Origin of the sequence: uncultured Dokdonia sp. (genome assembly GCF_947492815.1) — a bacterium.
GTDB lineage: Bacteria > Bacteroidota > Bacteroidia > Flavobacteriales > Flavobacteriaceae > Dokdonia.
In genome coordinates this window covers 1-4,230 of sequence record NZ_CANLOB010000056.1, presented here as the reverse complement: position 1 = coordinate 4,230, position 4,230 = coordinate 1, and the positions used below count along the sequence as shown (strand labels likewise).

The following is a 4,230-nucleotide window of genomic DNA, read 5'->3' as shown; positions in this document are numbered from 1 at the left end:
TGTATAAAACATAGCTAATAAGTCCATAATCGAAAGGTTTGTGTATATTTAGAAAGTCAGTCAAATTTTTAATTTGGCTTTAAAAAAAGAGAAAATTTAAAAACAAAATATAAAAATTCGGCTCTGTGTTAACCCGAAAAGTTAGTGTCTTTTTACACGCTACGTTTCATACACAAGACCGTTGGCAACAACCTATGAAATCCGTCATAACCATAATATTTAGTCTTTTAATTTTTGTTTCGTGCAAGCAGAAAGACAAAATCGGAATTGAATTTTCGGATGAATATTTGAGTTCGCACGAATGGGTTATTGACTCGATTTATGGCTCTGAAGAATTCATTCAGGACTGGATTTACTTCACGCCTGAAAAACAATTTTATCGTTTTTCTAAATACAGTAAAAGCTATGTTATTGATAGCGCATTGACTTGGAAACATAATAGAATTTTAAAAGATGATTCGGAATTATTTAAAATAATTGCTCTCGATAGCGAAAACATTGAGTTGAGAACATTTGACAAAACCTATCACGCTGAACGTTGGAATACGTTTGATAGAGAAGATATTGAACTTTTTATTGCAAATAACGAGTATAAACTATTGATAAACGGTAAATGGAAACTGGATTCGACTGAAATTGGAAAAGGTGGATTACCGTTAAGCTGTGACCAAATCGAAAAAGGTTCAATATTTGAATTTAAAGAAAACGGTCGACTTGAAGTTTTTGAAAAAGACTCTCTAAACTATTGTAATAAATTTAGCTATAGCCTATTCAAAAAAGAGTTGTCGTTAAGAAAATCAGATATGGTAATGGGATTTCCAATAGCCGAATTGAATAATAATAAACTGACTTTGATTTCAAGATATATTCCTAAAACCAATTACACAGAAGAAATGTGGGAAATGAAAAGAAGAGGATTTAAACTGTATTTGACAAGAATAGAAGAATAAAAGGCAGTTGCTAACATTGTATATAAAAAATAGCGCAAGTCTTTGCTAACACTAAGGTTTGGGCGTTTTTGGAAAGTCGCCAAATTTTTAAATTTGACGATTTCCAATAAAAAAAAGGTAAATAGTAAAATTTAAAAATTCGGCTTGTGTTTAATCCGAAAAGTAATCTCTTATTTTCAGCGCTACTTTTCATATACGGAGCCGTTGTAAATAATGCAGAAAAACTCTGCTGATTAAAATGAAAAACGAAATTAAACTGACTTTAGCTGCGGAGGATTTTGCAAAATGTTACGGAATTCTGATTCTTGAAAATGGAGACTATATGATAGATATTGACCAATCAAAAATCTCATCTGACTTTCTCAACAGACTAAAAATATGGTATGAGGAATATTATCCATATACAGGAATGACTTTAACGGAATTGGAATCTCACCGAACTCATACTGAAAAGTTGGACAAAATTGGAATTGAACTACTGAACGAAATTTATAATAACGGAATATTTAACGATTTGAATATTGATAGATATATTTATTATAGCAGAGGAATTGATAAACCAATACTTGAACTGAATTGAAAAAAGCACTATTTACAACAATGTATAACCGCAATTACGGCGGATTCGACTACGTCCGAATCCACTCGGAATTGCTAACTTCAGTGCTAAACCGAAAATTAACGCATACTAACCCGTAACTGACGGTTATACGAGACCGTTGTGCGTCATTTGATGAAAACCTTGAAATACATATTAATTTTTGGATTTTTGATTTACAGTTGTGAATCAAACCGAGATGGATATAAAATAACTGAACGGACTGAAATAATTACGAAAGACAAGTGTAAAATTCCAATTTCCTATCCTGAAATAAGTGGTTTAGCGGATAAAGAAAAAGTCAACAAACTGAATAAAATTTTAAAAGAATTTCCTGAACACGAATATTACGCTAAAAACTGCGAAAATAATGAAGAAAGTAATGTGAAAGGCGACTATCAAATACTATTACAATCGGACAGTATTTTAAGCATTGAATTTAGAACTCTAATAGAACGACAAAACAAAAAAATTGATACGGTTTATCATTCAGTTGTTCTTAACCCAAAAGCAGAGGACACGACTGAATTTGCGATTGTTGGAATTGAACCTAACGAAATAATCCCAAACTTTGAACGTGGAAAAATTTATCCTTATGTAAAAAAATATAATACCGAAAACAACGATTCTATAAATTTATTAGCATACGAGACAGGAAATAATTATGTGATAACCTGGGCTGTTTCTGACAAGGATTTTATACTTTACGTTGGTGGCGAAGGAGAATGGTTTGGGAATAACCGAATAAAAATTCCATTGAACGAATTAAAATAAAAACGAACGCACAACAATGGCTATAAGTAATTGCTGGTTCTCGCCTACTTCTGAAAATCCTTGCGGATTTTCAGCTTGGCGTGTACTTGCAAAGTTAAGTGCTAACCCACGCAACTACTCATAGCCGAGACCGTTAGCTGTAATTAATAAACTAACATGGAAAATTTTTTAAGACATATCAATCTTAAGAAAAAACAATTTAAGTGTTATTCTTTAACTGGAAAAAACAAAGAATCAGAATTAATTTTTGAGGTCAAAAACGAAATCCATACTGGAGCAAATGAGAATGAAATTAATCTTTTAACTAAATTAATTCCTTCTTACAATGAGGAAATTATTGAGTTGTATAAACATCATAATGGGATGACGCTTTATCTTAATAAGGATGAATCTGGGATTAAATTTAGTTCTATAAATTATTTAGAACAATTTAACAGAGAATGGAAAGTATGGTTTGAAAGTTGTGATGAAGATGATCTACTTGATTACCACAAATCGGGTATAGCTTTTGCAGAAATTTCTCATTCGGGAAATTACTTTGTACTTTTTAATGGAAAAGTTTTTTACTTTGATCATGGAGATTTTACAAATTCGAAACCCATTGCTCATACAGTTAAAGAATTTCTTTCTTTGATTGTTAAAGATCCTATTACATTCCTTCATGAAATGGGAAATTATACTAGATATTTTGATGGAAAGACAAATAAAGAATGGATTCCAAAAGAATTTATAGCTATTTAAATCTACAGCTAACAAGATGTAAAATGCATTAAAACGCATTTTACACTAAACGTTAACTGCAATATCAAAACTCAGAATATGGACTGCATAATTTGTGATAATATAGCTGATGAAGTTGGTTCTCATTTAATCCCAGCAAGTCTGATAAAAAACTGTGTTGGTAATCGAAATTCTGAGGAATCATATAACATTGATTCAAAAACTGCTAATGTAGATATCTATTATGGAAGAGGTAATTTAAATAACCAATCCACTAAACAAAAACAAAATCATTATACGAGAGATAATGTTTTATGTAAAACTTGTGAAAAAAAATTAGGAGATTTAGAATCAAAATTTAGTAAAGAATTTCTAAATAAATTTCGAATAGATAAATATAATAACAATTTTACGATTTATAACTCAACAACTGATTACGAAATTTTTGAACCAAAAAAATTAACTAACGATGAAGTTTTAGTTTATTTCTACTCAATAATATATCGGTTTTGTAAAGTTTATGAAATTGAGGATAATGATAGTTATTTAGAAACTAATGACTTGTTAATTATAAAAAAATATCTTCACGGTTTTTTATATAAAAATTGTGGAAATTATAAAGAACCTATTCAAAAATTTAAACTTTTAATAAATTTCAATAAGTATTCTGACAAAAGTAAATTCATAGCTACATCAAATGAATTGAAAAATCCGTACACGTTTTATTTCTGTGAGGCTATTGTATTTTTATTTACTAAAAAGACAGATGAAAAAGCTGAGCATTTGTTTGGTGAAATATTAAATACAATTGAACAAAAACATACAAAAATAGTAGTTGGACCAGAGGAATTCTATGATAGTATGTCTGATATAATTGCACGCATTTTAGCAAACGATTTTATAACTAATGCCGTAAATATTATTTCAGACTTAAATAAAAAAGCTTACGAGGAAAATTTAATTGAGTTTAATGATTTATTCTCAAAATATAATGATGGAATTGATACTTCCGCAATGACAAAAGCATTTGATGAACTGAAAAGAAAATACAGCAGTTAACACTATATATAGCAAATTGGGCGATTAGTTTTTAACCGAAAGGTTGTTGTCTATTTGCAAAGTCGCCAAATCTTTTGATTTGGTATTAAAAGAGAAAAATTAAAACAAAATACAAAAGATTTGGCTTGT

Annotated in this window: 5 protein-coding genes; all 5 read left to right on the top strand. The window is 29.6% G+C overall.

Annotated features, from left to right (window positions below; translation table 11 throughout):
- Window positions 1-125: 125 nt before the first annotated feature.
- The 5 genes from Q1A01_RS23400 to Q1A01_RS23380 all read left to right on the top strand — a co-directional run bounded on the left by Q1A01_RS23400 (window position 126) and on the right by Q1A01_RS23380 (window position 4,101).
- Window positions 126-950 carry a hypothetical protein gene (locus tag Q1A01_RS23400; RefSeq protein ID WP_299685945.1) on the top strand — a complete coding sequence of 275 codons (825 nt, stop codon included), beginning with the start codon at window positions 126-128 and terminating at the stop codon, window positions 948-950.
- Window positions 951-1,188: 238 nt separating this feature from the next.
- Entirely contained in the window at window positions 1,189-1,530 is a 342-nt protein-coding gene (locus tag Q1A01_RS23395; RefSeq protein ID WP_299685942.1) for a hypothetical protein, read from the top strand.
- 162 nt (window positions 1,531-1,692) lie between these two features.
- Complete coding sequence (locus tag Q1A01_RS23390) at window positions 1,693-2,322, top strand: hypothetical protein (RefSeq protein ID WP_299685940.1); 630 nt, start codon at window positions 1,693-1,695, stop codon at window positions 2,320-2,322.
- A gap of 156 nt (window positions 2,323-2,478) precedes the next feature.
- A complete protein-coding gene (locus tag Q1A01_RS23385) occupies window positions 2,479-3,063 on the top strand; it encodes an SMI1/KNR4 family protein (protein ID WP_299685937.1) in 585 nt (194 codons plus the stop codon).
- Between the two features lie 78 nt (window positions 3,064-3,141).
- The gene (locus Q1A01_RS23380) at window positions 3,142-4,101 is read left to right on the top strand and encodes a hypothetical protein (RefSeq protein WP_299685934.1); all 960 of its coding nucleotides are present in this window, start codon (window positions 3,142-3,144) and stop codon (window positions 4,099-4,101) included.
- Window positions 4,102-4,230: the final 129 nt, after the last annotated feature.